This window comes from Streptomyces sp. NPDC085937 (assembly GCF_044540535.1).
Taxonomy (GTDB): domain Bacteria; phylum Actinomycetota; class Actinomycetes; order Streptomycetales; family Streptomycetaceae; genus Streptomyces.
Map to the genome: position 1 here is coordinate 29,365 of NZ_JBITSH010000025.1, position 24,439 is coordinate 53,803.

The window sequence follows — 24,439 nt, forward strand, 5'->3', positions numbered from 1 at the left end:
CTCTCGCCGGACGGAGGCGACACGCGTGTCGCGCGTGGAGCGCCGCTGTCAGCCTTCCGGCTTCGGGTCGGGCCGGCGGGCCGGGGCGTATCTGGCGAGCATGGTCCGGACGGCCTCTTCGACGGCGTTGTGGACGTCGGAGGCCGGGGGGTTCCAGTCGGTCAGCAGCATGCGCGGCCACAGGACGTAGTTGGCGATCATGCCGAGGAACTGGTTCGCGGCGCTCTCGGCGTCCGGGACCTCGGCGTTGCCCGCCTCGTGCTCGGCTTCCAGGTAGTGCTGGACGGACGTGAAATAGGGCAGTTTGCCGAGCTGGAACTGCATCCGTCCCAGTTCGGGGAAACGAGGCAGTTCGGCGATGACGATCCGGAACAGGGCTGCCATGCCGGGCCGGCCGACCAGGTCGGCATAGCGGTGGCCGATGGCGGTCAGTCCGGAGCGCAGGTCTCCTGTTCGCGGCCGCGCGACGGCGTCGTCGGCGTCACGCTGCCAGGACTCGCTGACGATGGCCTCGAAGAGTGCCGCCTTGGTCGGGAACTGCTTGAACAGCGTGGACTTCGAGACCCCGGCCGCTTCGGCGATCCGGGCCAGCGAGGTGCCGTCGTAGCCACGGTCCAGGAACAGTTCCGTGGCCGCGGTGATGATCGCCTCGCGTTTCCGCCGGGCGAGTCCGCGGTGGTGTGCGGAGAGCTCTGCTGCCATGCGGACAGTATGCCGTAGACCCGAGGCGAGTCACTTGACTCGCCTCATTGGCCCTGCCTACGGTATGAGCGGAAGGCGAGTCGAGTGACTCGCATCGCATCCGCGACGCCCGGGTGAGCCGGTGATCGCGCGGTGGAGGGACAGTTCATGACGAATGACAGGATCGCTTTGGTGACCGGCGCGAATCGCGGTCTCGGACGTGCCGCGGCCGTCGCCCTGGCCGCACGCGGAGTGCGAGTCGTGCTCACCCACCGTGGTGACGTGGCGGGGGCGGAGAAGACCGCGGAACGGGTGCGGGCGGTGGGCGGGGCCGCCGCCGTGCTCCGGCTCGACATCGGCGACGTCCCCTCCTTCCCGTCCTTCGTCTCCACACTGGGCGGACAGCTGGAGCGCTGGGGCGCTTCGCGGTTCGACATCCTGGTCAACAACGCCGGGGTGGGGATCTTCGGACCGCTGGAGGGCGTCACGACCGACGACTTCGACACGGTGATGGGCACCAACGTCCGGGGCACGTTCTTCCTCACCCAGGCGCTCGTGCCGCTGCTGGCCCAGGGAGGTCACGTCATCAACGTCTCGACGTCGCTGACCCGCCACACCAGCCCCGCCACCTCGGTCTACTCCGCCTCGAAGGCCGCCGTCGAAGCCCTGAGCCGCACCCTCGCCGCAGAGCTCGGCCCGCGCGGTATCCGGGTCAACTCCATCGCCCCGGGGCCGACCGCCACGGACTTCAACGGTGGGGCGATGCGGGACGACGCCGGAATGCGACAGGTTCTGGCCGGGCAGACCGCGCTCGGCCGCGTCGGCGAACCCGAGGAGATCGGCGACGCCATCGCCACCCTGGCCTCCGACGGCCTGCGCTGGGTCACCGCCCAGCGGATCGAGGTCTCCGGAGGCGCCCTCCTCTGAGGTCTTCCCGGTCGTTCACATTCGGGATATCGTCCCGGATATGAAACAGGAGCAGGGGCTCGTCCCCGACCCCGTCGACGTCCGGCTCGGTGCGCGTCTGTCCGAGCTCCGGGCCGAACACGGCTGGTCCCTGGGGGAGTTGGCAGAGCGCAGCGGCGTCAGCCGGTCCACACTGTCCCGGGCCGAGCGGGCCGAGACCAGCCCCACCGCCTCCCTCCTGAACCGGCTGTGCGCGGTCTACGGCCGCACCATGTCCCAGCTGCTCAGCGAGATCGAGGCGGAACCCGCGCCGGTGGTCCGCGCCGCCGACCAGCCGGTGTGGCAGGACCGCGCCTCCGGCTTCGTCCGCCGCTCCGTGTCCCCGCCGCACGCCGGACTGCGCGGCGAACTCGTCGAGGGACGCCTGACCGCGGGCGCCGACATCTCCTACGACCGGCCACCGGTGCCCGGCCTGGAACAGCACATCTGGGTGCTCGAAGGCTCCCTCGCCGTCACCGTCGGGGACACCGGACACCGCCTCGGCCACGGCGACTGCCTGCGCCTGCGGGTCTGGGGACCCACCCGGTTCCGCTGCCCCGGCCCCGAGGACGTGCGCTACGTACTGGCGGTGGTGCGGCCGTGAACATCGAACGCCCCGACGCCGCCCGCCTGCTGGGCATGACCGACACCCTGGCCGAGCTGCTGACCGACACCGTGGACGGCGGCGCCTCCGTCGGCTTCCTCGCGTCGCTCGACCGTGCCGCCGCCAGGACATGGTGGGCGGAGCGGTGCGCGGCCGTCGCCGCCGGCCGGCTCGCCGTGTGGACGGCGTACGAGGATCCCGGCCGGGTGCTCGGCACCGTGAGTCTCGCCCTGCCCGCCGACAAGCCCAACAGCGCGCACCGCGCGGAACTGGTGAAACTGATGGTGCACCGCTCCGCCCGCGGCAAGGGCCTCGCCCGGCGGCTGCTGACCGTGGCGGAGGAGGCGGCGGCCGGGCAGGGCATCACCCTGCTGCACCTGGACACCGAGACCGGCAGCCCCGCCGAGCACCTGTACCGCACGTCCGGCTGGACCGAGGTCGGCGCGATCCCGGACTACGCGACGGACCCGGGCGGGGTGCTGCGCCCGACGACGATCTACTACAAGAGGCTCGCTCCTTCGGGGGCGCGGGCCGGCAACGCCGCACAGGGGCGCGGGGGACTGCGCACCCGGGGGCCCGGGGGCGCAGCCCCCGGGAAGGGGAGCGCAGACACCGAACGGTGACTGTCGGTCCCACCCGCTACCGTGCCTGCCATGCCGGATGCCGAAGACGTACGACGGATCGCCCTGTCCCTTCCGGACACCACGGAGAAGGTCGCCTGGAACATGCCCACGTTCCGGGTCGCCGGGAAGATGTTCGCCACGCTGCCGGAGGACGAGACGTCGATCGCCGTGCGCTGCCCGAAGGAGGAGCGGGACGAACTGGCCCTCGCCGAGCCGGAGAAGTTCTGGATCGCGGACCACGAGGCCATGTTCGCGTGGGTCAGGGTGCGCCTCGCCGCGCTGGAGGACGAGGGCGAGCTGCGGGACATCCTCGCCGACTCCTGGCGTCAGGCTGCCCCGACCCGGCTGCTGGAGGCGCACCCCCGGCTGGGGCTGCCGCCGGAAGGCTGACGTCCCGGGCCGCCCGGCCGCGGACCGGCCTTCCATGCCGTCCGCGGCGGACCGGCTGCCGCTTCGGCCGGCCCCGTCCGTTGTCAGTGCCCCGTGGCAAGATCCCGATCGCAGGTGGCCGCCGGGGCCGGAGGGGGGTCCCGGTGGCCACACCGCGCCTTCTCCCGTCGCGCGCGGGGTCAGACCCCGGCGGGCACGGCTCCGGCCGTGAACGCGGTGATCCGCTCGCGCAGCGACCGCGCGTCCAGACCGTGCGCCGCGACATGCTCCTCGAACTGCCCGTAGCGCCGCAGCTCGGCCCGGCCCACACCCAGCCCCAGCACCCGGTGCGGCACGTCGGCCAGCGCGTCGTTCGCCGCGGCCGTCGAGGTTCCCGCCAGATACGGCTCCACCAGCACCACGTCCGTCCCCGCCGTCGCGGTGGCACGACGCAGCGCGGCCGCGTCGAAGGGGCGGACGGTGGCGGCGTACAGCACCGTGACGCCCAGGCCCTCCGTCGCCGCGAGCACCGCGTCGAGCATCGGCCCCACCGCGACCACCACCCCGGCGCGTCCCTCGCGGACGGTGTGGAACCGCTCCCCGTCCACGGACAGCCCGTCCGCGTTGGACTGCAGGGACAGCCGCACGTACACCTTGTCGTCGCCGGCGGCCACCGCGTGCCGCAGCAGTGTCTCCGCCTCGTCGGGATGGCCCGGCACATGCACGGTCCAGCCGTCCAGGGTGTCCAGCAGCGCCACGTCACCCGGCGCCATGTGCGTGTAGCCCCCGGCCGGCCAGTCGAAGGACGCCGCGGCGCTCACCAGCACCGCCCCCACGCCCTGGTGCCCGAGATCCAGCTTGACCTGCTCGAACGGCCGCTCGACCAGGAAGGAGGCGAAGGTGTGCACCACGGGCCGCAGTCCCGTCAGCGCCATCCCGGCCGCCGCCCCGACCAGCAACTGCTCCCGGATGCCGACGTTGACCACCCGGTCGGGGTGCCGGCGCAGCGCCTCGGTGAAGCGGTCGGCGCCGACCTCCGCGAGGACCACGGCGACCCGCGGATCCTCGTCGAGGAGCTGGGTGACGACGGGGGCGAAACGATCACGCATGCTGTCCACGGGAATCGTCCTTTCGTTGAGCGGGGTGACGGGAGGGGGGGAGGGGACGGCTCACGCGAACTTGGGCTCGACCCGGGCCACGACCGCGTGCGGTCTCCCCGGGTGCGGCGCGGTGAACGCGGAGTACAGCGCGTCGTGGTCGCGTCCGTCGACCGTGCGGGCGGACCAGCCGGCCGCCTCGAAGCGTGCGGCGATCCCGCACGGACGGGCGTACGACGCCGAGGAGTTGTCGACCACGACCGTGTGCAGCCGGTCCAGACCGGCGGGGCCGGCGAAGGCGATCGCCTCGTGGTTGCTGCCCTCGTCCAGCTCGGCGTCCCCGATCAGCGTCCACACCGCCGGTTCACCGAGGCCCTGGGCGCGCAGCCCCAGCGCAGTGCCCACCGCGATCGGCAGCCCGTGCCCCAGCGACCCGCTGCCGATCTCCGCCCCCGGCACCAGCGTCCGGTCCGGATGGTGGCCCAGCGGGGAGTCGTACGAGCCGAAGCCGGGCAGCCAGTCCACCGGCAGGAACCCCTTCGCGGCGAGGACGGCGTAGTACGCCATCGGCCCGTGCCCCTTGGACAGCAGGAACCGGTCCCGTGCGGGGTCGTCCACGCGCTCCGGACCGACGCGGAGCACCCGGTCGTAGAGCACCCACAGCACGTCCAGCGTCGACGTGGCCGCCGGCCCGTGCTTCTCGTCCCCGGTCATCAGCCCCATCAGGCCCGGAAGACCGGCGTATCCGTACGTCTGTGTGCGCTGCTCGGTGATCGTCATGCCACCGATCGTGCGACCTCAAGCTTGCTTGAGGTCAAGTGTCACCCGCGGGCGGAGGCGCCGGGAAACGGATGCGCGATCACCGCCCCAAGTGCGGTATGGTTTCCGTGCGCGTTCGGCCGGGGGAATCCCCAGGTCAGACGGGCAACGGGACGTGGCGCAGCTTGGTAGCGCACTTGACTGGGGGTCAAGGGGTCGCAGGTTCAAATCCTGTCGTCCCGACTCGTCGGAGTCGTAGGTGAGGGCCGGTTCGGAGCATCCGAACCGGCCCTCGTCGTTGTGCGCTCCGCGTCGGTGCGCCGAAGGCCGTGGCGGCGTCAGGCGGGGGTGCCGAGCGGCGGGTGCTCCAGCACCCGCGGCTTGTACTCGACCAGCTGGATGCGGCCGTCGAAGGTGCGGTGCTCGGTCATCTCCAGGGCGACGTCCGGATAGCCGTCGTAGATGCGCTCCTCACCCGTGGCCCCGGTGATCACCGGGAACATCACGACCCGGAAGCGGTCGACGAGCCCGGCCCGCAGCAGGGACCGGCTCAGGCTGAGGCTTCCGATCGTGCTGAGGAGCCCCGAACCGTTCGCCTTCAGCGCGCGGACGGCCTCGACGGCGTCGTCGCGGACGAGCGTGCAGTTCGCCCACTCCAGCGGCTCCTCCAGCTTGGAGGAGAACACCACCTTGGGCGCTTGCGTGAGCTCGTCGACGGACTCCTCCTCCTCGGGCCTGAACTCGTCCTGGCCGGCCGGCACCTTGCCCGCGGCGAAGCCCGACATCAGACGGTAGGTGTTCGCTCCCATCAGATAGGTGACCTCGGGCTGCTCGCCGAGCCAGGCGAGGTACTCCGGACCCTCCAGGCCCCAGAACCCGGGCCACCCCTCTCCCGACGCGTAGCCGTCGAGCGAGGTGATGAAATCGACGAGAAGCTCCGACATGGCGCTGTCCCTTCCTTACGGACTCTTGGTGTGTGTCACGAGCTACGACCGGCCCGGAGCCGCGAACTCATCGGCCCCGACGTCTGAATAATCGTTCGCGTATGTCCTTGATGTCGCATTCATGACTGCCTAACGTTCCGGCGGGGAGACATCGCCGCGGGTCACGACGCCCGCGCCGCCGGCCCGGGAGCGAGGTGTGAAGCGCGTGCACGCGAGGTGCGGACGTCACAGAAGGCCGCGACGCACGCGGGCGCTGCTCGCACTCACCCTGCTGGCGTCCACGCTCGCCGCCTGCGGCGGGGACGACGACGGCTCCCGCCCCACCCTCAACTGGTACAACTTCCCCGACGACTCCGGCGCCCTCCAGCAGGCCGCCGACCGGTGCAGCCGGGAGTCCGGCGGCCGCTACCGGATCGTCTACAACAAGCTGCCCCGCGCGGCCGACGGCCAGCGCCAGCAGATGGTGCGCCGGCTCGCCGCCGAGGACGACTCCCTCGACATCCTCGGCCTGGACGTCACCTGGGCCGCCGAGTTCGCCGAGGCGCGCTGGATCAAGGAGTGGACCGGTGAGAACAAGCGCCGGGCCACCGAGGGCACCCTCGACGTACCGATCCAGACGGCGACCTGGAAGGGCAAGCTCTTCGCCGTCCCGTACAACACCAACATCCAGCTGCTCTGGTACCGCAGGGACCTCGTGCCGAAGCCGCCCACCACCTGGGCCGAGATGCTGGACATGTCCCGCGACCTGGCCCGGCAGGGCAAACCGCACTACGTCGAGATCCAGGGCGCCCAGTACGAGGGCCTCACCGTCTGGTTCAACTCCCTGGTCAACAGCGCGGGCGGCTCCATCCTCAACCCCAGCGTCACCGAGCCGTCCCTCGGCCCGCCCGCCGTCCGGGCCGCCTCGATCATGCGGGACCTCGCCCGCTCCCCGGCCGCCGACCCCTCCCTGCCCAACCAGATGGAGGACCAGAACCGGCTCGCCATGGAGTCGGGAGTCGCCGCCTTCGAGATCAACTACCCGTTCGTCTATCCGTCGATGAGGAGCAACAACCCGAAGCTCTTCAAGGACTTCCGCTGGGCGGTCTACCCCCGCGTGGACGCCGACCGCCCATCCCGGCCCACCATCGGCGGCATCGACCTCGCCGTCAGCGCCTTCTCCCGCCACCCCGACCTGGCCTTCGACGCGGCCCTGTGCCTGCGGGACCGGGAGAACCAGCTCACCGCGGCGCTCGAGGGCGGACTGCCCCCCACCCTGCGCTCCCTGTACGACGAGCCGGAGTTCATGAAGCAGTACCCCTTCTCCAAGGAGGTCCTGACCTCCCTGGAGTCGGCGAGCGTACGGCCGCTCACCCCCGCCTACCAGAACGTGTCGATCGCCGTCTCGCACACCCTGTCCCCGCCCTCCGACATCCAGCCGGAGAGCGACGTCTCCACCATCAGGGAACAGATCGACGAGGCCCTGCGATCCGAGGGCGTGATCCCGTGAGCACCATGGCAGAGCCGGCGAAGGACGAGGCGAAGGCGAAGAAGGCACTGTCGGCGGGCGCCCGGCAGGAACGCCGGCTGGGCTGGCTGCTGTGCGCGCCGGCCGTCCTCGTCATGGTCGCCGTGACCGCCTACCCGATCGGCTACGCGGTCTACCTGTCCCTCCAGCGCTACGACCTGCGGTTCCCCAATCGCGCCGAGTTCACCGGCCTCAGCAACTACGGAGCCGTGCTGACCTCCCCGTTCTGGTGGGACGCCTTCTGGGTCACGCTGTTCCTCACCGTCGTGTCCGTGGCCATCGAACTGGTCCTCGGCATGGGCCTCGCCCTGGTGATGCACCGCACGCTCTTCGCGCGCGGCACGGTCCGCACCGCCGTCCTCATCCCGTACGGCATCGTCACCGTCGTCGCCGCCTTCTCCTGGCAGTACGCCTGGACCCCCGAACTCGGCTACCTCGCCGGGCTGTTGCCCAGCGGGGAGGCTCCGCTCACCGAGCAGTGGCCCGCGCTGTGGCTGATCATCCTGGCCGAGGTGTGGAAGACCACCCCGTTCATGGCGCTGCTGCTGCTCGCCGGCCTCGCCCTGGTTCCCGAAGAGACCCTGAGAGCCGCGATGGTCGACGGCGCCACCCCCTGGCAGCGGTTCGTCAAGGTCATGCTGCCGCTGATGAAACCGGCGATCCTGGTCGCCCTGCTGTTCCGCACCCTGGACGCCTTCCGGATCTTCGACAACATCTACATCCTCACCGCGGGCGCCCACGGCACCGGATCCCTGTCCATCCTCGGCTACGACAACCTGTTCACCGCGCTGAACCTGGGCATCGGGTCGGCGATCTCGGTCCTGATCTTCATCTGCGTCGGGATCATCGCCTTCACGTTCGTCAAGCTGTTCGGCGCCGCCGCTCCGGGCGCGGAGGTGAAGCGCTGATGGCCGCCGCCGGCAGGTCGCACGCGACGCGATGGGGCGTCGTCAACGTCGTGGTGGTGCTGTACGCCCTGTTCCCGGTGTGGTGGATCGTCGCACTGTCGTTCAAGGCGCCCAGCACCCTCACCGACGGCAACTACATCCCCACCGACTGGACCTGGGAGAACTACCGGGGCATCTTCCAGACCTCCGAGTTCACCCGGGCCCTGATCAACTCCATCGGCATCGCGCTCATCGCCACCGCGATCGCGGTGGTCCTGGGCACCATGGCCGCCTACGCGGTGGCCCGGCTGCGCTTCCCCGGCAAGCAGGTACTCATCGGGATGTCGCTGCTGATCGCGATGTTCCCGCCGATCTCCCTGGTGTCGCCGCTGTTCAACATCGAACGCAGCATCGGCATCTTCGACACCTGGCCCGGTCTGATCATCCCGTACATGACCTTCTCGCTGCCGCTGGCGATCTACACCCTGTCGGCGTTCTTCCGGGAGATCCCCTGGGATCTGGAGAAGGCCGCCAAGGTGGACGGGGCCTCGCCCGCGCAGGCGTTCCGGCTGGTCATCGTGCCGCTGGCCGCGCCAGGCGTGTTCACCACTGCCATCCTCGTGTTCATCTTCTGCTGGAACGACTTCCTCTTCGCGATCTCGCTGACCTCCACCGAGTCCGCGCGTACGGTGCCCGCCGCGATCGCGTTCTTCACCGGCAGCTCGCAGTTCCAGCAACCCACCGGATCGATCGCCGCGGCCGCCGTGGTGATCACCGTCCCGATCATCATCTTCGTCCTGCTCTTCCAGCGGCGGATCGTCGCCGGCCTCACCTCCGGCGCGGTCAAGGGATGAGCCCGAAGGCAAGGAGGCAGCACCCATGGCCGAGATCGTCCTCGAGGGAGTCACCAAGCGCTATCCCGACGGATCCCTCGCCGTGCGGGACGTGGACCTCGACATCGCCGACGGCGAGTTCGTGATCCTGGTCGGCCCCTCCGGCTGCGGCAAGTCGACCACCCTGAACATGATCGCGGGCCTGGAGGACATCACCGAGGGCACCCTGCGCATCGGCGGACGGGTCGTCAACGACCTCGCGCCGAAGGAACGGGACGTGGCCATGGTCTTCCAGAGCTACGCCCTGTACCCGCACATGAGCGTGCGGGAGAACATGGGCTTCCCGCTGCGGCTGGCGAAGGTGGACAAGGCGACCATCGACGGCAAGGTCGAGGAGGCCGCCCGGGTGCTCGACCTCGTCGACTTCCTGGACCGCAAGCCGGCCAACCTCTCCGGCGGACAGCGCCAGCGGGTCGCCATGGGACGGGCCATCGTGCGCGACCCCAAGGCGTTCCTCATGGACGAACCGCTGTCCAACCTGGACGCCAAGCTGCGCGTGCAGATGCGCACCCAGATCTCCCGGCTGCAGCGCCGCCTGGGCACCACCACCGTGTACGTCACCCACGACCAGACCGAGGCCATGACCCTCGGCGACCGGGTCGTCGTGATGCGCCAGGGCCTGGTCCAGCAGGTCGGCACCCCCGCCGAGCTGTACGACATGCCACGCAACCTGTTCGTCGCGGGCTTCATCGGCTCCCCGTCGATGAACTTCGTCCAGGCGTCCCTGACCACGGACACCCTGCACACGCCGCTCGGCGACCTGCCGCTGGACGACCGGATGCGCCGGGAGCTGGAACGCCGGGACGCGCCCCGCGACGTCATCGTCGGGCTGCGGCCCGAGGCGTTCGAGGACGCGAGCCTGGCCCGCGACACCGGCGGCCCCCTCGTCACCGTCACCGTGGACGTGCTGGAGTCGCTGGGCTCCGACGCGTACGTCTACTTCAGCGCCGAGGGCGGCCCGGTGAGCACCGCCGAACTGGAGGAACTGGCCTCGGACTCCGGCCTGAAGGACACCGGCGCCGGGGCGGCCCAGCAGATCGTGGCCCGGCTGGACGCGGCCACCCGCGCCCGCGAGGGCGCGCCCGTCGACCTGCGGGTGGACCTGGGCAAGGCACACGTCTTCGACCCGTCGAACGGCACCAACCTGACCCACCCGGAGAGCTGACCGCGCGGGCGTCGTCCGGGCCGCACCCGCGCGGAGCGGCCCGGACGGGTACGCGGGTCAGATCACGCAGCCCGCGTGTGCCAGCGCCTGCTTCAGCAGCACTCCGTGCCCGCCGGGCATCTCGCTCTGCACGGCCCGCGACACGGCTTCCTGCGGGGTGAACCACACCAGGTCCAGGGCGTCCTGCCGGGGCCGGCAGTCACCGGTCACCGGCACGATGTACGCCAGCGACACCGCGTGCTGCCGCGGGTCGTGGAACGGGGTGATGCCCTGGGTGGGGAAGTACTCCGCGACCGTGAACGGCTGCAGCGACGCCGGGACGCGGGGCAGCGCCACCGGGCCGAGGTCCTTCTCCAGATGACGCAGCAGGGCGTCCCGGACGCGCTCGTGGTGCAGCACCCGGCCGGAGACCAGGGAGCGGCTGACCGTCCCGTCGGGTCCGATGCGCAGAAGCAGCCCGATGCTGGTGACTTCACCGCTGTCGTCCACGCGCACGGGGACGGCCTCGACGTACAGGATCGGCATCTGGGCGCGTGCCATCTCCAGGTCGTCGGAGGACAGCCAGCCCGGCGTGGTCTCGGTCATGTCAGACATTGCTTGATCATACTTTCGAGGGTCAGGGCTTCACGGCCACCGCGCCGTACTGGGGTACCACGAGGGTGGAATCGGGCTCCGCGCGCCACTGCGAGCAGGAGACCAGACCGGGCTCGACGAGGTCCAGGCCCTCGAGGAACGCGGAGATGTCCGCCGCGCCGCGGGCGGTGATCGGGGGAGTGGCGTTGGCGTTCCAGAACTCCATCGCGGGGACCTGGAGTTCACCGCCCACCTCGGCGTCGTAGGTGGGGTGGGTGAGTACGAGGAAGCTGCCGGAGGGCATCTCCGCCATGATCCGGCGGACGATCTCCCGGGCCTTGTCGGTGTCCAGCACGAAGTTGAGGATGCCCAGCAGCATCACCGCGACCGGCCGGGAGAGGTCGAGCGTCGCGGAGGCCCGCGCCACGATGGCGTCCGGGTCGTGCACATCGGCGTCGACGTAGTCGGTGGCGCCCTCGCCGGTACCGGTCAGCAGGGTGCGGGCGTGGACCAGGACGATCGGGTCGTTGTCGACGTAGACGATCCGCGCGTCCGGAGCGATCCGCTGGGCGATCTCATGGGTGTTGTCCGCCGTCGGCAGACCGGTGCCGATGTCGAGGAACTGCCGCACACCGCGCTCCCGCGTCAGATACGTCACCGCGCGGCCCAGGAAGTCCCGGTCCGCGCGGGCGATGTCCCGGATCACCGGGATGATCGACGCGACGTGGTCACCGACCCGCTGGTCGACCTCGTAGTTGTCCTTGCCGCCGATCCAGTAGTTCCACACGCGCGCGTTGTGCGCCACACCGGTGTTCAGCCTCGCCGAGCCGTTCGCCGGGGTGTGGCTCTCACTCACGTTCTCTCCCTCTCCCTCGCCCGCGTACGGCCCGTACCGGCCGCCCCGGCCATTGTGCATCGCGGTGATCACGTTGTCCCGGGAACGGAACGGGTCGCCCCGTGAACCGGGGCGACCCGAAAGGAAACTGAGCAGGGATCAGCGGGAGTCGGCTCTGCGCAGGGTGTCCTCGGCGACGTCCTTGTCGAGGGCGGCACGCACCAGCGCCGAGGACAGCACGGCCGGTTCGGTCCGCCCGGCGAGGCCGAGCAGCCGGTCCGGGTCCTGCGGCAGCCCCAGCCGCCGTGCGCCCCGCAGCGCCTTGGCGTCCACCTGCGGGGCGGCCTCGGACCACACGGCCTGCACCTCCCGCAGGAAGATGTCCGCGCCGGCCGGACCGACGCCGGGGAACTCCTGGAGCAGACGCCGCAGTTCGCGGACGTCGCCGTCCGCCTCCGCGCGCAGCCTGCGCAGGTCACCGCCCCAGCGGTCCAGCAACAACCGCGCCTCTTCGCCGAGTTGGGTGGCGGTGCGCTCGTCGTGGCGCCGGTAGCCGCCGCGGCCGAGCGCGTCCACCCGTTCCTGCCAGGCCGCGTCCGCCATCCGCCGGGGGTCGCGCAGCCCCGCCTCGTGCAGGGCACGGGCGGTGGCCACGGCGACCGACCCCTTGATGCGGGCGCTGAGCAGATGGGCGAGCACCAGCAGCCGGTACAGCGGCTGGGGCGTGTTCCGCAGGGTGATGCCCGCCTCGTGCGCGTACGTTTCGCCGTGCGCGTCGACGAGCACGCGCACCACGGCCCGTTCGTCGTCGCGGCCTGCCACGGCTACCCCTTCAGCGGGTCGTGGCCCAGGGTCATCAGACGGTGGCGGCGGGCCGTGTCCTCGGCCACCGGCTCGTTCTCCGGGTCCGTCTCCTCGGACACGGTGTCCACGACCTCCTCCATCACGCGCAGGTCGTCCTCGGTGAGGTCGGTGCGGCGCTTCTGCAGGATGGACAGCACGTGCTGTCCCGTGTCGCTGCCCGCCCGGTCCGGCAGCGGCTCCGTCGTCTCGTCGGCCTCACTGACCCGCAGCCAGGCGGACAGCTCGGCCGACGTCATGTTCACCGCGCGGTGGAAGTCCTCCCACAGCGCGTCCATCTCGAGGGCGTCGCTCATCATGTGCCCCTTCGCTCACGTGCGTCGTGCGCCCGGGAAGACGCTCAGGACTCCCCGGGGAAGTTCTCCGCCTCGAACATCCAGCGCTGCTTCTCCAGGTCGGCGGTGATCGAGATCAGCAGGTCCTGGGTGACCAGGTCGGCCTTCTCGGTGGCGTCTATGCGCTCGCGCAGCCGCGTGACCGCCGTGCCCAGGGCGTCGGTCATCACCTCGACGGCCTCCGAGTCGCGCAGCCAGCCCTCGGCGGGGGCGGGCAGGGAGAAGACCTTGGCGATCGTCTCCGGGCGGCCGTCCGGCGGCACGCCGAGCGCCGCGGCGCGCTCCGCCACGGTGTCCGCGTGCGTGCGCGCGGCCGAGACCACCTCGTCCAGCTGAAGGTGGACCGAGCGGAACCGCGGTCCCACGACGTTCCAGTGCGCCTGCTTGCCGATCAGCGACAGCCCGAGCAGGTCGACCAGGGTCTCCTGGAGGGCCTCGCTGGAAACGCGGCGGGCCTCGTCCGGAAGTGTGCTCCTCACGACGGTCATGGAGTGGTGTTCCTCCTTCTTGATGCGCTCGTGGACAAGGAGCGGGGGCCTCACGCCGGGTGTCGCCCGCGCGGGCCGCGCTCCGTGACCACTCCGTGAACGCGCGGGTGCCCCCGGCCTTTGAGGACAAACCCCGTCGCCGGGACGGGAGGACCCCCTGTGACCTGTGGGAGGACCCGCCGTGGCCTCCCGGATCTTCCCCGTGCCGGGTCCGGCGGTCTATAGTCCGAAACTAGCGGTGCTAATTAAGAGAGCCGCCGATCGCAGCCCAGCCGTCGGCATCCGGATCAGGAGTCCTCGTGCGTCCCGTCCACTTCGCGGCCGCCCGCCGCACCCCCATCGGCAAACTGCGCGGAGCCCTCTCCGGCGTACGGCCCGACGACCTCGCCGCCGCCGTGGTCCGCGGCCTTGTCGCCGACGTGCCCGCGCTGGACCCGGCCCGCGTCGACGACGTCTACTGGGGCGCCGCCAACCAGGCCGGCGAGGACAACCGCAACGTCGCCCGCATGGCCGCCCTGCTCGCCGGCCTCCCCGAGTCAGTCCCCGGCGCCACGGTCAACCGCCTGTGCGCCTCGGGCCTGGAGGCCGTCACCACCGCCGCCCGCGCCATCGCGGCCGGCGAGGCCGACATCGTGATCGCCGGCGGCTCCGAGTCCATGAGCCGCGCCCCCTTCGTGCTGCCCCGCCCCGACGAGGCGCTCCCGCACCGCATGGAGACCTTCGACACCCGCCTCGGCTGGCGTCTGGTCAACCCGGCGATGAAGGAGCTGCACGGCCTGCTGGCGATGGGTGAGACCGCCGAGGAGGTCGCCGGCCGGTACGGCATCTCCCGTGAGCGCCAGGACGAGTTCGCCCTGCGCAGCCACCGGCGCGCCGCCGACGCCCGCAGACACGGCCACTTCGACGACGAACTGCTGCCCGTGACCCGTCCGGACGGTGTCGTCGTCGACGCCGACGAGTGCGTCCGCGAGGACACCTCCCTGGAGAAGCTCGGCCGGCTGAAGCCCGTGTTCCGCGCGGGCGGCTCGGTCACCGCGGGCAACGCCTCCCCGATGAACGACGGCGCCGCCGGCCTGATCCTGGTCGGCGAGGAGGCCCTGAACGACCTGGGCCTGGAGTCGCTCGGCCGCTACGTCGCCGGCGGCTCCGCGGGTGTCCACCCGGACGTCATGGGCATCGGCCCCGTCCCCGCCACCCGCAAGGTGCTCGCCCGCGCCGGCTGGGACATCGGCGACATCCAGGAGGCCGAGTTCAACGAGGCGTTCGCCGCCCAGGCCCTGGCCTGCGTGGACCAGCTCGGCATCGACCCGGAGCTCGTCAACGCCAGCGGCGGCGCGATCGCGCTGGGCCACCCGCTGGGCTGCTCCGGCGCCCGCATCCTCACCACCCTGCTGCACCGCATGCGCCGCACCGGCGCCGAGCGAGGCCTCGCCACCATGTGCGTCGGCGTGGGACAGGGCAGCGCGGTGCTCGTCGAGCGGCACTGACGGGCGGCCGCCGGGGCACCGCCCCCGGCGGTCACCGGGTGGGAGGCGCCGTACCGGCGGCCGACAGCCGCACGTAGCATCGGTCGCCGCATGAACACCATGACCCTCTGGGACCTCACCGGCCGGCAGTTCGCCGCACTGGCCCTCGCCGCCCTGCTCGTCGGCTTCTCCAAGACCGCCGTCAGCGGGGCGAACACGGTGAGTCTCGCCGTGTTCGCCGCCGTCCTGCCCGCCCGCGCCTCGACGGGCGTGCTGCTGCCCATCCTGATCGCCGGGGACGTCCTCGCCGTGCTGACCTACCGGCGGCACGCGCACTGGCCGACCCTGTGGCGGCTGTTCCCCGCCGTCGCGGCGGGCGTGGTCGTCGGCACCGTGTTCCTGATGTGGGCGGACGACGAAATCGTCCGGACCTCGATCGGGGCGATCCTGCTGGTGATGTCCGCGGTGACGGTGTGGCGGCGGCGCCGCGCGGACGCGGAGGAGGAACCCGACGCGGTGACCACGAAGGCAGGCCGCGTCAAGGCCCGCTCCTACGGGGTCCTCGGCGGCTTCACCACCATGGTCGCCAACGCGGGCGGCCCCGTGATGTCGATGTACCTGCTCTCCGCGGGCTTCCGGAAGCTGGGCTTCCTGGGCACGTCGGCGTTCTTCTTCCTCATCGTCAACACGTCGAAGCTGCCGTTCAGCGCCGGGCTCGGCCTCATCGACGCCGACTCGCTGCTGCTCGACGCGGCCCTGGTGCTGTTCGTGGTGCCCGGAGCGCTCCTCGGCACGTGGGCGGTGACCCGGATCAACCAGCGGCTCTTCGAGCACCTCGTGATCGCGGCGACCGTACTGGGCGGACTGCAGCTGCTGCTGCGCTGATCAGGCGCCGCGCGGCGCGGTAACGCTCATGACTCGCGACGCCCCGCGTGCGGGCGGTGCCGCCGGCTCGGTGCCGCCGTGCGGCCCACCGTCGCGGCGAGCTTCCGCAGCCGGCGCCAGTCCAGTTTCGGCGGGGCCGGAGCGACACCGGGCCGCCTTCGCGGCACCCGCACCCGCAGCGCGCCCGGAGCCGTACGGCAGCACACCGGCGCGGGCAGCATCATCGCCTCCCCGTCGACACCCGCCTCGATCTCCTCCCGGTCCGCCTCGATGACCACCTCCGGCGCCGTCAGCACCGTCAGCCCGGCCGGATCCGGGTTCAGCAGCAGCGCGGCGGCACTGATCGCGCCCTCCACCCGCACCCCCAGAACGCCCAGCGTCCCGGAGTCCAGCCGCTCGCGCCGGCCCAGTCCGAACGGGTCGCCGGTGCGGTACGGGTTGTTGCTGACCAGCACCGCCTGCGGCGCGGTGAGCGTGGTGTCCCCGGCGCGGGCGACCAGCCGGGGGCCCTGCTGCCCGGTGAGCAGGTCGGGCAGCATCTCCAGACTCGTGCCGAGCTTGTCGTCGCGGTAGGCGGGACTCTGCACGATCGCCGCGTACGCGCCGAACGACGCGTTGTTCACGAACGGCTGGTCGCCCGCGAAACCGAGATCGACCCGGATCTCCACGCCGTCCGTCAGCGCGTCCAGACACGCGGCCGGGTCGCTCCGGTCCAGGCCGAGGTCCAGCGCGAAGTGGTTGCGGGTGCCCGCGCTGATCACCAGGAACGGGACGCCGTGCTCGGCGGCCACCGCCGCCACCAGCGCCTGGGTGCCGTCGCCGCCCGCCGCGCCCAGCAGATCGGCCCCGTCCGCGACGGCCGCCCGGGCCAGCTCGGTGACGTCGTGCTGCTCGCCAGGCTCCAGCAGCACCACCCGGGCGCCCAGCCGCTCGGCCTTCTCCCGCAGCCGGAACCGGCCCACCTTGCCGCCGCCCGACCGCGGATTCATGATCAGCACCGGCTTGCGGGGCGGCGGCAGCCGCCGCTCCCGCACCGGGGTGTGGCCCCCGGTCCCGCGCAGCGCGTACCTGCCGCTCCACACGGCGAGGCCCCACAGGGCCAGCGACACCAGCAGCGCCCAGAACAAGGTCACCGCGAACAGCGTCAGCAGGCCCGCCGGGACGCACACGGCGACCAGCGCCGCCCCCCACCGCAGGGGCCCGCGCAGGGTCAGCGTCCACCACAGGGCCGCGGCGCTGAGCGCCAGCCCGGCCACCCCGCACACCAGCAGCAGCAGACCCCGCAGCCCGCCGTAGACCAGGGGCGCCGCCACCGCGAGGGCGGCCGCGAGCAGCGCCCCCCGAGCGGCCCACCGCTGGGCGTGACAGCCCCGCCTGCTCCAGTCCACGGCCATGACTCCTTCGATCGTCCGGCGTCATCGTAGGGCGTGCACGCACACGCGTGCGGGCCGAAAGCGATCATCGGCGGACGGGGCGCCGCCGGTCGCCGTACCCGGTCCTCGTACGCTCGGCGCATGTCCCCGCACGTGCTGATCCTCGGCGGCACCACCGAGGCGCGCCGGCTGGCCGCCGGGCTGACCGTCCGCCCCGGCACCAGGGTGACCACCTCGCTCGCCGGACGCGTGTCCCGACCGGGCGCGCTCGACGGCGAGGTGCGCGTGGGCGGCTTCGGGGGCCCGGAGGGACTGGCCGCCTGGCTGCGCGAGCGGCATGTGGACGCCGTCGTCGACGCGACCCACCCGTTCGCAGCGACGATCACCGCGAACGCGGCCCGTGCCACGGCCTCGGCCGGGGTGCCCCTGGTGGTGCTGCGCCGCCTCGGCTGGCGGCCCGGCCCCGGCGACCGCTGGCACCCGGTTCCTTCGCTGGAGGCGGCCGCCGCCGCGCTGCCCGGACTCGGACGCCGGGTGTTCCTGACCACGGGCCGCCTCGGCCTCGCGGCCTTCGCCGGGCTCACGGAACTGAGCTTCGTCGTACGGTCGGTGGAACCCCCCGAGCCGCCGCTGCCCCCGCACACCCACGTGCTGCTGGCCCGCGGCCCGTTCACCGTGGCCGACGAGACGGCGCTGCTGCGCGAGCACCGCGTCGACGTGCTGGTGACCAAGGACAGCGGCGGCGCGGCGACCTCCGCGAAACTGACGGCCGCGCGCGACCTCGGGCTCCCGGTCGTCGTCGTGCGGCGCCCACCGCTGCCGGCCGGGATCACCGTGGCCCCCGACGTGCCGTCGGCACTGCGCCGGCTGGACGACGTCCTCGCGCGGCCCCGGTAGCCGGCCTAACGCTCGCCCGGGGAGCGGCGCAACAGGTAGGTGTCCATGATCCAGCCCTTGCGCTTCCGTGCCTCGGCGCGCAGCCGTTCGATGCGCGGGGCGGCGTCGGGGAGCGGGCCGGAGACCAGGATCTCGTCCGGGGTGCCGATGTACGCGCCCCAGTAGATGTCGACGTCCTCGTCGGCGAAGGCGCGGAAGCGCTGGTGGGCGTCCAGCATCACCACCACGTCGTCCACGCCCTCCGGGAAGCCCTCGTCCGCGAGCCGCCGGCCCGTGGTGATCTGCACCGGGCGTCCCACCCGGTTGAGGCCCGTGCGGTGCCGGGCGACGAGCGCCGAGACACTGCTGATGCCCGGTACTACGTCGTGGTCGAAGACGACCGTGCCCCGCTCCCGCACCTCCTCCAGGACGGCGAGGGTGCTGTCGTACAGCGCCGGGTCGCCCCAGACGAGGAACGCGCCGGTCCCGTCCTCGCCCAGCTCCTCCGCGATCAGCCGCTCGTAGATGTCCGCGCGGGCGCTGCGCCAGTCGCCGACGGCGGGTGAGTAGGCCGCGCCGCCCGCGGAGCGGTCCCGCTCCGGGTCACGCGCCTCGACCACCCGGTACGTCCGGTCCGCCAGATGTGTGTCCAGCATGTCCCGGCGCAGCCCGGTCAGGTCGGCCTTCGCCTCGCCCTTGTCGAGGATGAAGAACACGTCCGTGCTCCGCATGGCCTTGACCGCCTGGAGGGTGAGCTGGTCGGGGTCGCCGGCGCCGATACCGATCACATGAATAGTCCGCACGCCCCGAGTCTGCCGCACGCCGCGAGCCGCCCCGCACCCAGGTCAGGCGGCTCCCCGCAGCCGAGGCGCCCGCGCACCCGCGTCCACCTGAACGCCCTCCCCGCGCTCCACCTCAGCCGCCAGCTCACGCGCCCAGGCGATCACCGACGGCAGGTCGATCCCGTGGGGACGGAGCGCACCGCCCGACGCCCACTCCTCGGCCGCGGCCGCCCCGCGCCGCAGCAGGCGCGCCCCGCCGGTCACGTTCCCGCGAGCGGCATGGGTGAGCCCCACGGCCATCTGCGCCAGCCCCCGCCACAGCTCCCGCTCCTCCTCGGGACCCGACTTCCAGGCGTCCTCGAACACCTCGTGCGCGTGGAACGGCTTGCCCTCGTCCAGCAGCCGCTGCGCCTCGGTGACGCTCTCCTCCGGCCGCCGCACCACTCCCTCCGGCTGCCGGGGCACGCCCTCCTCGCCGTACGGCAGGGGCCGCCCCAGTCCGTCGCGCGGCCGGGCGTTGCGCGCCCGCCCCTCACTGTCACGGTCGCGCCCCGCGGCGCCCGCCGTGGATGTGCTGTCCGTGGATGTGCTGTCCGTGGTGCCCATACGGCCGATTGTGCCCCGGCTGCCCGCACTGCTCACCGCCCCGTTCACCGCCCGGCTTCGGTCCGGCGCGGAGTGTGCTGTAAAGTGCTTCTCGCGCGATCACGCGGTTCACCCGCGCGACGCGCACCGGGACGTGGCGCAGCTTGGTAGCGCACTTGACTGGGGGTCAAGGGGTCGCAGGTTCAAATCCTGTCGTCCCGACTTGCGACACAGCAGGTCGTCGGGCCGTATCGGAGCATTCCGATACGGCCTTTTCGCGTCCGTGCCTCAGCCGAGCGCGATCCGGGCCCGCACCGGCAGGTGGTCGCTCCCCGTCGCGGGCAGGGTGTCGATCCCGCCCACGGTCGCCGAGCGGGCCATCACCTGGTCGATCCGCACCAGCGGCAGCCCGGCCGGGAAGCTGAACGCGAACCCGCGCCGCGGCACCTCCAGCCGGGACGTCAGCGGCGCCAGGCCCCGGTCGTCGACCGTGCCGTTCAGGTCGCCCATCAGGATCACCCGGTCCAGCGGCTCGTCCGCCACCGCCCGCCCCAGCAGCACCGCGCTCTCGTCGCGCCCGGCGGACGTCATCCCGCGCGGCACGATCCGCACCGACGGCAGATGCGCCACGTAGACCGCGACCTCGCCGTGCGGTGTGGCGGCCACGGCCCGCAGGCCCCGGCTCCACGGCTCGGTCAGGCGGGCCGGCTTGATGTCCAGTGTCCGGGCGCCGCTCAGGGGGTGCCGCGACCACAGCCCGACGGTGCCCCGCACCACGTGGTGCGGGTATCGCGCGGCGAGCGCCCGCTCGTACGCCGGCAGCGTGTCCGGCACCAGTTCCTCCAGCGCGATCAGGTCGGCCCCGGAGCCGGCGAGGGCGCGGGCCGTGCCCGCCGGGTCGGGGTTGTCGTCGGCGACGTTGTGCTGCACGATGACCAGGTCGTGCGGGCCCGCCGCCTCCGGGGGCGGGAGCAGCCCGCCGAAGAGGTGCGTCCACACCGCCACGGGCAGCAGCAGCGCCACCAGCGTGGCAGGCGCACGGCGCAGCAGGCCGTACAGGAGCAGGGGCACGACCGCCAGGCCGAGCCACGGCAGGAACGACTCCAGCACGCTCCCCACCCGGCCCGGCGTGTTCGGCACCGCCCGGTAGAACATCAGCAGCCCCGCCGTCAGCACGGCCAGGGCCGCGGGCACCCGCCCCCGGGCAGGGCGGGGTTTCACGATGTCCACCCGGGCGTCCCCTTCACACGTCGTGGTGATCGGTTCTGATCGTCAGGACGCGCGGGACGAGCCTACGGTTCACGGTCTGACCAGCAGCTGGAAGTCGAAGGAGTACCGCGAGGCGCGGTAGATGTGGCTGCCGTACTCCACCGCCCGGCCCGTGTCGTCGTACGCGGTGCGCTGCATGGTGAGCAGGGCGGCGCCCTCCTTCTCGTCGAGGCGCTCGGCCTCCTCGGCGGTGGCCGAGCGGGCCCCGACCGTCTGGCGGGCGCTGTGCAGGGTGATGCCGGCCGCCCGCATCATCCGGTACAGGCCGCCCGCCTCCAGGCGGGCGCTGTCCAGGTCGAGCAGGCCCGCCGGGAGGTAGTTGCCCAGCAGGGCCACCGGCAGGCCGTGCGTGCGGCGCAGCCGCTCCAGCAGCACCACCTCGCCGCCCTCCGCCAGCCCCAGCGCGGCGGCCACCCCGGGCGGGGCCGGGACGGTCTCGTTGCGGACGACCTCCGTGGTCGGCGCCTGCCCGGCCGCCTCCAGGTCGTCGTAGAGGCTGGTCAGTTCCAGCGGGCGGCGCACCTGGCTGTGCACCACCTGGGTGCCCACCCCGCGCCGCCGGACCAGCAGCCCTTTGTCGACCAGGGACTGGATGGCCTGGCGGACGGTCGGCCGGGACAGGCCGAGGCGCACCGAGAGGTCCACCTCGTTGCCCAGCAGGTCGCCCGGGGCGAGCACCCCTTGCGAGATCGCCGCCTCCAGCTGCTGGGCGAGCTGGTAGTACAGCGGCACCGGACTGCCCCGGTCCAGGGCGAAGTCCAGGGAGCGCAGCGCGGGTCCGGCCGCCGCGCGTGCGGGGTCACCGGTCTTCGCCATGGCGTGCCTTCCTGTCGGGGTTCCCGGCCGGGGCGCGGGGGACGGGTTCACAGGTGGCGGCGGCGCCCGGCGACCTGGGCGTCGTAGCGTTCGCGGGCCTTGCGCGCGGGCTCGCGGGTGGCGACCTCGGCCACCGGCACGTCCCACCACGCCTCGGCCGGGGGAGCGGTCGGCGCGGGGTCGGTCTCGACGTAGACGCACGTCGGACGGTCCGAGGCGCGGGCCTTGGAAAGGGCGGTGCGCAGCTCCCGCACCGTCTTCGCCCGCAGGACCTCCATGCCGAGGCTGGCCGCGTTCGCCGCGAGGTCCACCGGCAGCGGGGCCCCGGTGAAGGAGCCGTCGGCGGCGCGGTACCGGTAGGCGGTGCCGTAGCGCTCGCCGCCGGTCTGCTCCGACAGGCCGCCGATGGAGGCGTAACCGTGGTTCTGCACGAGGACCACGTTGACCGGCAGGCCCTCCTGGACGGCCGTGACGATCTCCGTGGGCATCATCAGGTACGTGCCGTCGCCGACGAGCGCCCAGACGGGCGTGCCGGGTGCCGCCTGCTGGACGCCCAGCGCGGCCGGGATCTCGTAGCCCATGCAGGAGTAGCCGTACTCCAGGTGGTACTGGCGGGGGCTGCGGGCGCGCCACAGTTTGTGCAGGTCGCCGGGGAGCGAGCCGGCCGCGTTGATCACCACGTCGTCCTCGCCGACCACCGCGTCGAGCGCGCCCACCACCTGCGTCTGGGTCGGTACGGCGGTGTCGTCGTCGGCGCTCAGGGCCGCCTCGACGACCTCGTCCCAGCGGGCCTTGCCCTGCCGGTACTCCGCCTCGTACGCCTCGTCCACGCGGTACCCGGCGAGGGCCTCCGTGAGCCGCTCGAGACCGGTGCGCGCGTCGCAGACCAGGGTGCGGGCGGCGAGCTTGTGGGCGTCGAAGCCGGTGACGTTGACGTTCACGAACGTGACGTCCGGGTTCCGGAACAGGGTGCCGGAGGCGGTGGTGAAGTCGGTGTAGCGGGTGCCGACGCCGATCACCACGTCGGCGTCGCGGGCCAGCGCGTCGCTCACCGCGGTGCCGGTGTGGCCGATGCCGCCCAGGTCGGCGGGGTGGTCGTGGCGCAGCGAGCCTTTGCCGGCCTGGGTGGAGGTGACCGGGATGCCGGTGGCGTCCACGAGCGCCCGCAGCGCGTCCTCGGCCTCGCTGTGGTGCACGCCGCCGCCCGCGACGATCAGCGGCCGGCGGGCCGCCCGTACCGCCGCGACGGCCGCGTCCAGTTCCACCGGGTCCGGGGCGGGCCGCCGTACCGTCCACACCCGCTCGGCGAAGAACTCCTCCGGCCAGTCGTACGCCTCAGCCTGCACGTCCTGCGGCAGGGCGAGGGTGACCGCGCCGGTCTCGGCCGGGTCGGCGAGCACCCGCATCGCGTTCAGCGCGGACGCGATCAGCGCCTCGGGGCGGGTGATCCTGTCGAAGTACCGGGAGACGGGGCGGAGCGTGTCGTTGACCGAGACGTCGGCCTCGACGGGGTGCTCCAGCTGCTGGAGCAACGGATCGGCGGCGCGGGAGGCGAAGTAGTCGCCGGGCAGCAGCAGCACCGGCAGCCGGTTGATGGTGGCGAGCGCGGCGCCGGTGACCATGTTGGTCGCGCCGGGGCCGATGGACGTGGTCACCGCCTGCGCCGAGAGGCGGTTGAGCTGGCGGGCGTACCCGACGGCCGCGTGCACCATCGACTGCTCGTTGCGGCCCTGGTGGTACGGCATCGCGTCGCGGTACTCGACGAGCGCCTGTCCGAGCCCGGCGACGTTGCCGTGGCCGAAGATGCCCCAGGTGCCCGCGATGAGCCGGCGGCGCACGCCGTCCCGCTCGGTGTACTGCGCGGACAGGAACCGCACCAGGGCCTGGGCGGTGGTCAGTCGGCGGGTGGTGGCGCTCATGCGGACCTCTCCGGTGCGGTGTAGAGGGGGAGTCGGGGGTCGACGGGCTGCTCGGGCCAGGTGTCGCGGATCCAGGCGTGGTCGGGGTGGTCGCAGATCAGCCAGGCGCGTTCGTCCTCGGGTCCCGCCATGACGTTGAGGTAGTACATGTGGTGGCCGGGCACCGCCATCGACGGGCCGTGCCAGCCGTCCGGGATGAGGACGACGTCGCCGTCGCGCACCTCGGCCAGCACGTCCGTGTCCCGGCCGGGACCGGACGGGGAGACCCGCTGGTAGCCGAGACCCGGGGTGCCGTCGTGGGCGGCGAACTCGAAGTAGTAGATCTCCTCCAGCACGGACTCCTCGCCCGGCCGGTGCTCGTCGTGCTTGTGCGGCGGGAACGACGACCAGTTGCCGCCCGGGGTGAGCACCTCCACCGCGATCAGCTTGTCGCACTCGAAGACGCCTGCGGCCCCGAAGTTGTTGACCTGACGGGAGCAGTTCCCGGTGCCGCGCAGCTCCACCGGCACGCCCGACGCCGGGCCGTAGCGGGCGGGCAGCCGCCGCGAGCAGCGCGCGCCGGTCAGTGCGAACCGCCCGCCGTCCGCCGAGGACACGGTGACCCGGGCGTCACTGGGCACGTAGGCGAAGTCGGTGACGCCGTCGAACACGCTCGTCCGGCCGGTGAGCGCGAACTCCTCGTGGCCGAAGTCGTCGTCCGAGGCGACGGTGCACGCGCCGGCCAGCGGCAGCACGATCCACTCGCTGTCCCCGGTGTCGAAGGTGTGCGTGCCGCCCGGCTCCAGCCGCAGCACCCGCAGCGAGGAGTGTCCCCAGCCGGCGCTGTCCGGGCTCACGTCCACGGCGTACGGGCCGGCGACGGCCTTGCCCGCGGGAAGGTGATGGGTCATGCGGTGCCTCCG

The 24,439-nt window shown here is 72.6% G+C and carries 27 protein-coding genes and 2 tRNA genes; 13 read left to right on the forward strand and 16 right to left on the reverse strand.

Going from position 1 to position 24,439, the window contains the following annotated elements; translation table 11 throughout:
• Positions 1 to 48 precede the first annotated feature (48 nt).
• Positions 49 to 702, reverse strand: coding sequence for a TetR/AcrR family transcriptional regulator (locus tag ACIF8S_RS32530; protein ID WP_400004046.1), 654 nt, complete (start codon positions 700 to 702; stop codon positions 49 to 51).
• A 147-nt stretch (positions 703 to 849) separates the two neighbouring features.
• Here ACIF8S_RS32530 and ACIF8S_RS32535 point away from each other — a divergent pair, with 147 nt between their 5' ends.
• Genes ACIF8S_RS32535 through ACIF8S_RS32550 form a run of 4 tightly spaced genes read left to right on the forward strand, consistent with a single transcriptional unit; the run spans position 850 to position 3,243 of the window.
• Positions 850 to 1,608 carry an SDR family NAD(P)-dependent oxidoreductase gene (locus ACIF8S_RS32535; protein WP_400004048.1) on the forward strand — a complete coding sequence of 253 codons (759 nt, stop codon included), beginning with the start codon at positions 850 to 852 and terminating at the stop codon, positions 1,606 to 1,608.
• A 40-nt stretch (positions 1,609 to 1,648) separates the two neighbouring features.
• On the forward strand, positions 1,649 to 2,230 hold the full coding sequence (locus ACIF8S_RS32540) for a helix-turn-helix domain-containing protein (RefSeq protein WP_400004050.1): 582 nt from the start codon (positions 1,649 to 1,651) through the stop codon (positions 2,228 to 2,230).
• 35 nt (positions 2,231 to 2,265) lie between these two features.
• Positions 2,266 to 2,853 (forward strand): GNAT family N-acetyltransferase, encoded by a 588-nt coding sequence (locus tag ACIF8S_RS32545; RefSeq protein ID WP_400004105.1) that lies wholly within the window; start codon positions 2,266 to 2,268, stop codon positions 2,851 to 2,853.
• A 30-nt stretch (positions 2,854 to 2,883) separates the two neighbouring features.
• On the forward strand, positions 2,884 to 3,243 hold the full coding sequence (locus ACIF8S_RS32550) for an MmcQ/YjbR family DNA-binding protein (RefSeq protein ID WP_400004052.1): 360 nt from the start codon (positions 2,884 to 2,886) through the stop codon (positions 3,241 to 3,243).
• A 179-nt stretch (positions 3,244 to 3,422) separates the two neighbouring features.
• On the opposite strand, the gene ACIF8S_RS32555 is transcribed toward ACIF8S_RS32550, so the two are convergent.
• Together ACIF8S_RS32555 and ACIF8S_RS32560 are read right to left on the reverse strand one after the other, a co-directional pair.
• Complete coding sequence (locus tag ACIF8S_RS32555) at positions 3,423 to 4,340, reverse strand: transketolase family protein (RefSeq protein ID WP_400004054.1); 918 nt, start codon at positions 4,338 to 4,340, stop codon at positions 3,423 to 3,425.
• Between the two features lie 51 nt (positions 4,341 to 4,391).
• Positions 4,392 to 5,099, reverse strand: a complete 708-nt coding sequence (locus tag ACIF8S_RS32560; protein WP_400004056.1) for a transketolase — start codon at positions 5,097 to 5,099, stop codon at positions 4,392 to 4,394.
• 148 nt (positions 5,100 to 5,247) lie between these two features.
• Here ACIF8S_RS32560 and ACIF8S_RS32565 point away from each other — a divergent pair.
• Positions 5,248 to 5,321: transfer RNA gene (locus ACIF8S_RS32565), tRNA-Pro, on the forward strand.
• A gap of 95 nt (positions 5,322 to 5,416) precedes the next feature.
• Here the strand turns inward: ACIF8S_RS32565 and ACIF8S_RS32570 are convergent.
• Positions 5,417 to 6,022 carry a dihydrofolate reductase family protein gene (locus ACIF8S_RS32570; RefSeq protein WP_400004058.1) on the reverse strand — a complete coding sequence of 202 codons (606 nt, stop codon included), beginning with the start codon at positions 6,020 to 6,022 and terminating at the stop codon, positions 5,417 to 5,419.
• Between the two features lie 196 nt (positions 6,023 to 6,218).
• Between ACIF8S_RS32570 and ACIF8S_RS32575 the strand changes: the two genes are divergently transcribed.
• From ACIF8S_RS32575 to ACIF8S_RS32590, 4 genes are read left to right on the forward strand one after another with little or no spacing between them, the layout of a single operon-like run.
• Positions 6,219 to 7,511 (forward strand): ABC transporter substrate-binding protein, encoded by a 1,293-nt coding sequence (locus ACIF8S_RS32575; protein WP_400004060.1) that lies wholly within the window; start codon positions 6,219 to 6,221, stop codon positions 7,509 to 7,511.
• 5 nt (positions 7,512 to 7,516) lie between these two features.
• Entirely contained in the window at positions 7,517 to 8,437 is a 921-nt protein-coding gene (locus ACIF8S_RS32580; protein ID WP_400004062.1) for a carbohydrate ABC transporter permease, read from the forward strand.
• The gene (locus tag ACIF8S_RS32585; RefSeq protein ID WP_349794009.1) at positions 8,437 to 9,270 is read left to right on the forward strand and encodes a carbohydrate ABC transporter permease; all 834 of its coding nucleotides are present in this window, start codon (positions 8,437 to 8,439) and stop codon (positions 9,268 to 9,270) included. Before ACIF8S_RS32580 ends, ACIF8S_RS32585 begins: the two co-directional genes overlap by 1 nt.
• A 25-nt stretch (positions 9,271 to 9,295) precedes the next feature.
• Entirely contained in the window at positions 9,296 to 10,474 is a 1,179-nt protein-coding gene (locus ACIF8S_RS32590) for an ABC transporter ATP-binding protein (RefSeq protein WP_400004064.1), read from the forward strand.
• Positions 10,475 to 10,531: 57 nt separating this feature from the next.
• On the opposite strand, the gene ACIF8S_RS32595 is transcribed toward ACIF8S_RS32590, so the two are convergent.
• From ACIF8S_RS32595 to ACIF8S_RS32615, 5 genes are all read right to left on the reverse strand, one after another.
• A complete protein-coding gene (locus ACIF8S_RS32595; protein ID WP_024883714.1) occupies positions 10,532 to 11,059 on the reverse strand; it encodes an NUDIX hydrolase family protein in 528 nt (175 codons plus the stop codon).
• A 31-nt stretch (positions 11,060 to 11,090) separates the two neighbouring features.
• Positions 11,091 to 11,903 (reverse strand): SAM-dependent methyltransferase, encoded by an 813-nt coding sequence (locus tag ACIF8S_RS32600; RefSeq protein WP_400004066.1) that lies wholly within the window; start codon positions 11,901 to 11,903, stop codon positions 11,091 to 11,093.
• A 138-nt stretch (positions 11,904 to 12,041) separates the two neighbouring features.
• Positions 12,042 to 12,704 (reverse strand): endonuclease, encoded by a 663-nt coding sequence (locus ACIF8S_RS32605; RefSeq protein WP_400004067.1) that lies wholly within the window; start codon positions 12,702 to 12,704, stop codon positions 12,042 to 12,044.
• Between the two features lie 2 nt (positions 12,705 to 12,706).
• A complete protein-coding gene (locus tag ACIF8S_RS32610) occupies positions 12,707 to 13,039 on the reverse strand; it encodes a DUF3140 domain-containing protein (RefSeq protein ID WP_400004069.1) in 333 nt (110 codons plus the stop codon).
• A 44-nt stretch (positions 13,040 to 13,083) separates the two neighbouring features.
• Complete coding sequence (locus tag ACIF8S_RS32615) at positions 13,084 to 13,566, reverse strand: Dps family protein (RefSeq protein WP_400004070.1); 483 nt, start codon at positions 13,564 to 13,566, stop codon at positions 13,084 to 13,086.
• A 299-nt stretch (positions 13,567 to 13,865) separates the two neighbouring features.
• Here ACIF8S_RS32615 and ACIF8S_RS32620 point away from each other — a divergent pair, with 299 nt between their 5' ends.
• Together ACIF8S_RS32620 and ACIF8S_RS32625 are read left to right on the forward strand one after the other, a co-directional pair.
• Positions 13,866 to 15,053: a thiolase family protein gene (locus ACIF8S_RS32620; RefSeq protein WP_400004072.1), complete on the forward strand. Its 1,188-nt coding sequence runs from the start codon at positions 13,866 to 13,868 to the stop codon at positions 15,051 to 15,053.
• 90 nt (positions 15,054 to 15,143) lie between these two features.
• Entirely contained in the window at positions 15,144 to 15,917 is a 774-nt protein-coding gene (locus ACIF8S_RS32625) for a sulfite exporter TauE/SafE family protein (protein WP_400004074.1), read from the forward strand.
• 26 nt (positions 15,918 to 15,943) lie between these two features.
• On the opposite strand, the gene ACIF8S_RS32630 is transcribed toward ACIF8S_RS32625, so the two are convergent.
• Positions 15,944 to 17,311, reverse strand: coding sequence for a diacylglycerol/lipid kinase family protein (locus ACIF8S_RS32630; RefSeq protein WP_400004076.1), 1,368 nt, complete (start codon positions 17,309 to 17,311; stop codon positions 15,944 to 15,946).
• A 120-nt stretch (positions 17,312 to 17,431) separates the two neighbouring features.
• Between ACIF8S_RS32630 and ACIF8S_RS32635 the strand changes: the two genes are divergently transcribed.
• Positions 17,432 to 18,187, forward strand: coding sequence for a cobalt-precorrin-6A reductase (locus ACIF8S_RS32635; protein WP_400004078.1), 756 nt, complete (start codon positions 17,432 to 17,434; stop codon positions 18,185 to 18,187).
• Positions 18,188 to 18,192: 5 nt separating this feature from the next.
• On the opposite strand, the gene cobF is transcribed toward ACIF8S_RS32635, so the two are convergent.
• Both cobF and ACIF8S_RS32645 read right to left on the reverse strand, forming a co-directional pair.
• The gene (gene cobF / locus ACIF8S_RS32640) at positions 18,193 to 18,969 is read right to left on the reverse strand and encodes a precorrin-6A synthase (deacetylating) (RefSeq protein ID WP_400004079.1); all 777 of its coding nucleotides are present in this window, start codon (positions 18,967 to 18,969) and stop codon (positions 18,193 to 18,195) included.
• A 42-nt stretch (positions 18,970 to 19,011) separates the two neighbouring features.
• A complete protein-coding gene (locus tag ACIF8S_RS32645) occupies positions 19,012 to 19,554 on the reverse strand; it encodes a DUF309 domain-containing protein (protein ID WP_400004081.1) in 543 nt (180 codons plus the stop codon).
• Positions 19,555 to 19,681: 127 nt separating this feature from the next.
• Between ACIF8S_RS32645 and ACIF8S_RS32650 the strand changes: the two genes are divergently transcribed.
• A tRNA-Pro gene (locus ACIF8S_RS32650) sits at positions 19,682 to 19,755 on the forward strand.
• A 66-nt stretch (positions 19,756 to 19,821) separates the two neighbouring features.
• Here ACIF8S_RS32650 and ACIF8S_RS32655 read toward each other — a convergent pair.
• The 4 genes from ACIF8S_RS32655 to iolB all read right to left on the reverse strand — a co-directional run bounded on the left by ACIF8S_RS32655 (position 19,822) and on the right by iolB (position 24,427).
• Positions 19,822 to 20,688 (reverse strand): endonuclease/exonuclease/phosphatase family protein, encoded by an 867-nt coding sequence (locus ACIF8S_RS32655; RefSeq protein WP_400004107.1) that lies wholly within the window; start codon positions 20,686 to 20,688, stop codon positions 19,822 to 19,824.
• Between the two features lie 144 nt (positions 20,689 to 20,832).
• Positions 20,833 to 21,618 (reverse strand): GntR family transcriptional regulator, encoded by a 786-nt coding sequence (locus ACIF8S_RS32660; RefSeq protein WP_400004083.1) that lies wholly within the window; start codon positions 21,616 to 21,618, stop codon positions 20,833 to 20,835.
• A gap of 47 nt (positions 21,619 to 21,665) precedes the next feature.
• Positions 21,666 to 23,537, reverse strand: a complete 1,872-nt coding sequence (gene iolD, locus ACIF8S_RS32665) for a 3D-(3,5/4)-trihydroxycyclohexane-1,2-dione acylhydrolase (decyclizing) (protein ID WP_400004084.1) — start codon at positions 23,535 to 23,537, stop codon at positions 21,666 to 21,668.
• The gene (gene iolB / locus ACIF8S_RS32670) at positions 23,534 to 24,427 is read right to left on the reverse strand and encodes a 5-deoxy-glucuronate isomerase (RefSeq protein WP_400004086.1); all 894 of its coding nucleotides are present in this window, start codon (positions 24,425 to 24,427) and stop codon (positions 23,534 to 23,536) included. Before iolB ends, iolD begins: the two co-directional genes overlap by 4 nt.
• Between the last annotated feature and the right edge of the window lie 12 nt (positions 24,428 to 24,439).